6 protein-coding genes are annotated in these 6,017 nt (G+C 39.0%); 2 read left to right on the top strand and 4 right to left on the bottom strand.

Annotated elements, in window-relative coordinates; translation table 11 throughout:
* Window positions 1-182: 182 nt before the first annotated feature.
* The 4 genes from H1P_RS30140 to panD are packed head-to-tail and all read right to left on the bottom strand — an operon-like array spanning window position 183 to window position 3,374.
* Window positions 183-2,000, bottom strand: coding sequence for a GTPase (locus tag H1P_RS30140; protein WP_144874702.1), 1,818 nt, complete (start codon window positions 1,998-2,000; stop codon window positions 183-185).
* Between the two features lie 28 nt (window positions 2,001-2,028).
* Complete coding sequence (locus H1P_RS30135) at window positions 2,029-2,523, bottom strand: stress protein (protein ID WP_144874700.1); 495 nt, start codon at window positions 2,521-2,523, stop codon at window positions 2,029-2,031.
* A gap of 44 nt (window positions 2,524-2,567) precedes the next feature.
* Window positions 2,568-2,897, bottom strand: a complete 330-nt coding sequence (locus H1P_RS30130) for a hypothetical protein (RefSeq protein ID WP_222427314.1) — start codon at window positions 2,895-2,897, stop codon at window positions 2,568-2,570.
* Between the two features lie 42 nt (window positions 2,898-2,939).
* Window positions 2,940-3,374: an aspartate 1-decarboxylase gene (gene panD, locus H1P_RS39105; protein ID WP_144874704.1), complete on the bottom strand. Its 435-nt coding sequence runs from the start codon at window positions 3,372-3,374 to the stop codon at window positions 2,940-2,942.
* Between the two features lie 309 nt (window positions 3,375-3,683).
* On the opposite strand from panD, the gene H1P_RS30120 reads away from it, so the two are divergent.
* Both H1P_RS30120 and H1P_RS30115 read left to right on the top strand, forming a co-directional pair.
* Window positions 3,684-5,147: an AAA family ATPase gene (locus tag H1P_RS30120; RefSeq protein WP_144874696.1), complete on the top strand. Its 1,464-nt coding sequence runs from the start codon at window positions 3,684-3,686 to the stop codon at window positions 5,145-5,147.
* Complete coding sequence (locus H1P_RS30115; RefSeq protein ID WP_144874694.1) at window positions 5,144-5,992, top strand: tetratricopeptide repeat protein; 849 nt, start codon at window positions 5,144-5,146, stop codon at window positions 5,990-5,992. Before H1P_RS30120 ends, H1P_RS30115 begins: the two co-directional genes overlap by 4 nt.
* Window positions 5,993-6,017: the final 25 nt, after the last annotated feature.

The raw sequence follows: 6,017 nt of genomic DNA, 5'->3' as shown, positions 1-6,017 counted from the left end.
GTCTATACTCCTCGACCATGCTGCGTTTGTATGGCTACAGTAATTTTGAATTCCTAAACCCAGACCTAATAAAAACTTAATTGCAGGATATCCACCTGGGAGATCAATACCGTTCGGTTAAGCCCCCCAGCCCCCAACTTTGAGGGAGTTATATTTGTGAAAGTCCCCCAGGATTGGGGGATTTAGGGGGCGGACAAAATAACTTGAGATACTAACCGAACAGTATTGCCTGGGAGATACTTGGTACCAACAACTTTATCGACCTGTGCTACAACCACTTGAACTTTGTCAACCACCTCTTCTTCATAGCCGACAACACGAGTTTCTTTTTCTTTATTGATTACCTCTTCCCATTCAGTTCTTGTCACCTCCTCTTCCCTCTCTTCATCTTCATAATCAATAGTGGGAACTTCAATCTCGACCTCACGCTCAACTGGACCATATCCCATAGTTGTATAGGTAGATTGACCTGTAAATAATCTTCCCCAAAAACCCCTTAGCTTAGTTGTAGGAGCTATTCCCATAACAGTTGTCGTCTTCTTCGACTTCTGAGTTTTAATCACAGGCACCTTAGTTTTCTTTTTAACCGTCTCGGTTACTTCCTTTGGTATAAACTCTTTGAACTCCACTTCTACTTCTTCTTCTTTTGGTTTAATACGAGTGATATCCTTTGTCCCCATCACATCTTCCTTAATAGTGATGTCCTCACATCTTGCTGCTTCCATTTTTTCCAATTGTCCAAAGACAGAGTCAAATACTGGTTTGATATCTGCCATCGCATCCAAGCTCTTGAAGGTCATAACACCATAAGCACAAATTGCCGATGCTGCTGCCTGAAAGATGTTTTGTCCTTCAATCTTTCTATTAACTTCATATCTAGCCAAGCGAGCAGAAATTAAGCAGAGAGTTTGATAGTAGCGTTTAACTCGTTCTTTTTCTGCATACTGCTTAAGGTCATCTCTCAAGACTTGTCCTAAACTGCCAATTTTTTGACGCGGTATGATTTGACAGATAAGTTCTGTAATTTTAGGGATACCTTCGCCAGTTTTTGAATTGATTTCAATGGCTGGTGGAAAAGAATCGGTATTAAAGACAGCTTTGTAAACCTCAGATATTCCTCGTCGAGCATAATCCATCTCTTGGTCGGTAGGAAGAACCGTGCCATCATCTTTTCTAAAGACATTGAGTATCGGAATGACCATACACTTCCCTGACTCTTTCAGACACTTCCAGGTTTCTAATAGTTCTCCCAAATACTGTCGGTCGGGATCGAGAAATTTCATGTGGGGAGCCATAACATAAAGAATAATGTCTGGCTGCATATGTTCTCCCATATCAGAACGCCATTGCTTAACTTGGATTTTTTTTTCTTTAGGCTTAATTCCTGGAGAAACACACCCAGAGAAGTCCTTAATCAGTAAATAGTCAGAATCTTTTAGGGGAACAACAGGCGGACGAGAAAATTTGTTACCTGGAAGCTGCTCCATCATTAGAGCAGTTCGATTAATATTTTCATAATTAATGTTGCTACAAATTCCAGGTGTATCCCAAAATCTTAATTTGCTGGTTAGTTGAAAATAACCAACAACATCGGTGCAATCTTGGAAACCATTGGACTTCATTGCATCTGAATCCAACAGGCTGTTTCCCAAAGAGGTTTTTCCAACACCTGTGCGTCCAGTAACCCAAAGATTCACTTTATCGGCAAATAATTCACTGTTATCTCTGAGCTTTTCTGTCAAATATTGTGATTCTAAGCTTTGTAAGTCAAAAACTTTAAGAGCTTCGGGTTTATCGGCGAAGATTCCTTTGAGAGTTTTCAGAGAGGCTTCAAACATAGACATATTAGACATATTACTTGCTATTCCTTGGTGTAATTGTGAAAAAAATTGAAGATTTTTGTGAGCCACTGATTCGCTGAAAGTTGGCAAATATTCTAGAAAAAGTGAAGCAAAAGTGTTACGGGGAGGAAGAATCAACGCTATTACATATTTCTTCATCAGTAACACCTTTACTAGATGAAAACTTTTATCGTCTTATGGGACGAAATACAACAGACTTGCCATCTTTACCAGTTCGTCGAAATTTACCTGCGAAAGCCCAATTGATATATCCCCCATCGCCCTTGTTAATGAATCTTCCGCTCGTAAAAGTCCAAAGACCATAGATACTACCAGCACATCTGAATTGCTTGAATGTGGCATTTTTAAGATTTTTACCGTAGTTTTGCGATAAGTTGAAAACCATCACATTACGGCGCTGTCTGACTCCGCTGTAAGCTCTTTCTTGAATTGCTTTAACACAGGCACTTCGATTTCTAATCGTCAAAATGTCCTGCGAAATTTGACTATAAAGTTGAGTTAAATCTCCTTGCACACTTACATTTCCACTTATCCTTTTTGCTTGAGCAGGTAAAGGGAATAAAGTAAAGGTGCTTATTAGCAATGCTACGAGACTTATGGAGAGTATAAGTTTTTCGAGCGTTGTTTTCTTCGTAGTTGATTTGTTGGTTGAGTAAATCATTTTGGCTTTTCCTAAAGTGTTAAATAGATGAATAAGGAATGCAATCAAGTACTTCTTCTTGAATTTCTAGATGAATTGCTGCTACCACTACTTTGGGAGTTCCTTCGTTGCTGATTTCCTCGTCGCACTATCTCATCAAGAGTGTCAGATGTACGTCGGCGATCTCTTTCGCGATCTCTGCGATCGCGTGAAGTGGTGCGTGGCTGTCCATGAGCATGAACTCTATTGTGAGGTTTTGAAATCTTATTACCAGCTAATGCAGGTTGGGGAGACAAAGCAAAACTGGTTATTAAAAAGACTGCAAGAGTTATAGTCAGTAAGAACTTTTGTATGATTTTTTGCATTGTAGTCGCTCGGTTGGTTGAGTAAATCATGTTTTATTCTCCAAAAAAATTTGTCATGAAATTTGTAAGTCACTATGGACAAGGCTTTAACCCTTGTTCTTGATTCTTGCAAGAGCGTGAATGGTATTGAAGTTGCCCCTCTTTTGGCTCTAAAGTCTGTAAGAAAAAGTCTTGACAGCGATTGTGTTCATCGACAATCGCCACTTTTGCTTCGTGTCCAGTACGTAATACTTCAGAACGCTCGCGCTCTTCATAAGCAGCAATAATCGCGAAATCCCCAGGAGCGCATAAATGGGCAGCAGCACCGTTAAGACAAATGACACCACTTCCAGGCTCTCCTGGCAACACGTAGGTTGACAAGCGGTTGCCATTGCTCACATTCCAAATTTGCACTTCCTCCAAAGGCAAAATTCCGACCTTATCAATCAATTTACGGTCAATGGTGACGCTGCCTACATAGTTAACATTGGCATCGGTGACGCAGACACGATGTAATTTGGCGTGCATTAGTTTAATAAGGCTTCCGCCTTGGAAAGAAGCAGGATTATCCTTTAAAATGATTGCTGTTGGACTATTACCATGTTCCAATAGTGGAGTCGGATCGATAGATACAGAAGTTAAGTCTGGTTGGGTAACGCTCGTTTGTGGTTGAGACATTAATTTTTGTTCTTAAAAACTCTACAATTTCATCATCTCTCTGCTTGGGTTGAGTTCTAGGATGAGAAATAGGTGACTTATGGTTGAGATAAAAGGTTGAGATTAAGATAAGAAATTACTAGGATAAAGCTAGATAAAATTACTGATATCTAAGTAATCATGTCGCGATCGCTCAAAGTTTCTCCTCAATACATTGCTCAAGTCAAACAAGCTGTTAAACGCAATGGTTTTCCCAGTCAAACTGCTTTTGCTAAATCTTTTGGAAGTCCATCTGAAAGTACAGTCAAAAAATTTCTCAGAAGAGGAAATGTTGATTTCTCATACTTTGAAGAAATTGCGGATAAATTAGGCTTAGATTGGCAAGAAATCTCTCAAATAAACGAAACTAACCAACAAACTACTATTCCCGACAATTTTTTTGCTTATGACTCTTCTTGGGTAGGTAGAGAGCGACTAATCACGCAACTAAGTCAGAATCTGCGTAACTCCTGTCGTCTACTGCTAATTCTTGGTTTAACAGGAATTGGTAAAACCGCTTTGGCAGAAAGATTAGCAGTAAAATTAACAGATTTAATCCAAAGTGATTGGGATAATAAGCTACTTAGAGCAAATTTTGACTATGAGGAGAAGTCTACAGACTTTGCTAGTATTGCTGCTGGATGGCTTGAGAGCTTAGGAGAAAATATACCACCAACGGAGAAAAAACCAGAATTACTATTAAATCAATTAGTCAGACGCTTACAAGAAGATCGGTTGCTCGTACTGATTGATTCGATGGAAAGACTTCTAACAGAAAATGAAGATGGTGGTAGCTGGGGAGATTTTAGCAATCGATATTGGGAAGAATTCTTTCTCAGATTATTATCAGCCGAATCTTGTCAAAGTCGATTGATCCTTACTTCTCAAGACTTACCAGTTAATTTTCATAGCAAAGCTTCTCGTTATAGCAATTTTTATCAGCGCCACATTCTCTATGGATTAGATGAATCCGAACAAGAAGCACTATTTGAAATAGAAGGATTAGATATTAGTCAAAAGTCTGAAGATAAACCAATTTTATTACGATTAGGGAAAGCATATCAGGGTCATCCTTTAGTTTTACGGGTAATTATTGGAGAAATTAACGGCGATCCTTTTAATGGAAATGTTCAAGCTTATTGGAATGATGTTAATAAAAAAATAGAAGAAGTAGAAAAGGATTTAGCTGAAGCTGAAGCGGGAAAAACAGAAGGATATGATGAGTGGGAATTACACAAACTTACCCGTAAAGTTAGAAACGAAGTCAATAGGAAACGTCTCAAAGCTACATATAAGCGTCTAGAAACTCAAGTACCAGACGCTTATATTTTAATTTGTGCTGCATCTGTTTATCGTATCCCCGTACAAGAAGAAGGTTGGTTAATGCAGTTAGCAGAATTAGTAAGGCGTGTAGAAAAGCAAGTTTGCAGTCAAGAAAGACAAAAACAAGCTTTAGAAGAACTATTAAATCGTTTTCTAGCAGAAGAATCAGTGAATCATAATAATAAACGAGTTTTAGGACAACATAATTTAGTTCGTAGTGTAGCTTTAGAAAGTTATAGAAATTTAGTACAAAAATTTCAAGGTGGTGGAGAAGAAGCATGACCGATAATTCTAAAACATCAGGTCAATTATTGTTTGAAGAATTAGAAATTAATTTAGATGAAGTACCTTTTGAACAGCTTTCTATTTACACGGCAGTAGAATATTTTCTAACTATTGAAGATGAACCACCTTCTAATGCGACAAATTTAAAAAAAGTAAATAGATATTTAGAATCCTTTCATCATCTTTGTGATGTAGAAGCCTGGGAAAAGGCTAGTATAATTCTTTGTACTCGTTCAGGAATTTCTACTAATGACGAATTGCATTACCAACTTAGAGTTTGGGGTCATTATCAAGAACAAATTGATTTCTCTCGGCAACTATTAGGCAAATTAAATTCATTGATAGATGTAATTTGTGGGATTAGTTTGGGAAATGCTTACGGCTCTTTGGGGCAGTACCAGAGAGCTATTGACTATTACCAGCAGGCTTTAGAGATCGCTCGAGACATCGGCGATCGCGAATATGAAGGGCATTCCTTGGGCAATTTGGGACTGGCTTACGGCTATGAAGGACATTCCTTGGGCAGTTTGGGAAATGTTTACAGCTCTTTGGGGAAGTACCAGAGAGCTATTGACTATTACCAGCAGGCTTTAGAGATCGCACAAGACATCGGCGATCGCGGTCATGAAGGGCGTTCCTTGGGCAATTTGGGACTGGCTTACGGCTCTCTAGGGGAGTACCAGAGAGCTATTGACTATCACCAGCAGGCTTTAAAGATCGCTCGAGACATCGGCGATCGCGAATATGAAGGGCGTTCCTTGGAAAGGGCACTAAGGGAAAAAGGAAGAAAAGCTTTGTGTTCTTGGTGCTCTTTGTGGTTATTGATTTTTTTAAACCACTAAGGACACAAAGGACACAAAGGGTAAG

This window comes from Hyella patelloides LEGE 07179 (assembly GCF_900659865.1).
Taxonomy (GTDB): domain Bacteria; phylum Cyanobacteriota; class Cyanobacteriia; order Cyanobacteriales; family Xenococcaceae; genus Hyella; species Hyella patelloides.
This window is presented reverse-complemented; position numbering and strand designations above follow the sequence as displayed.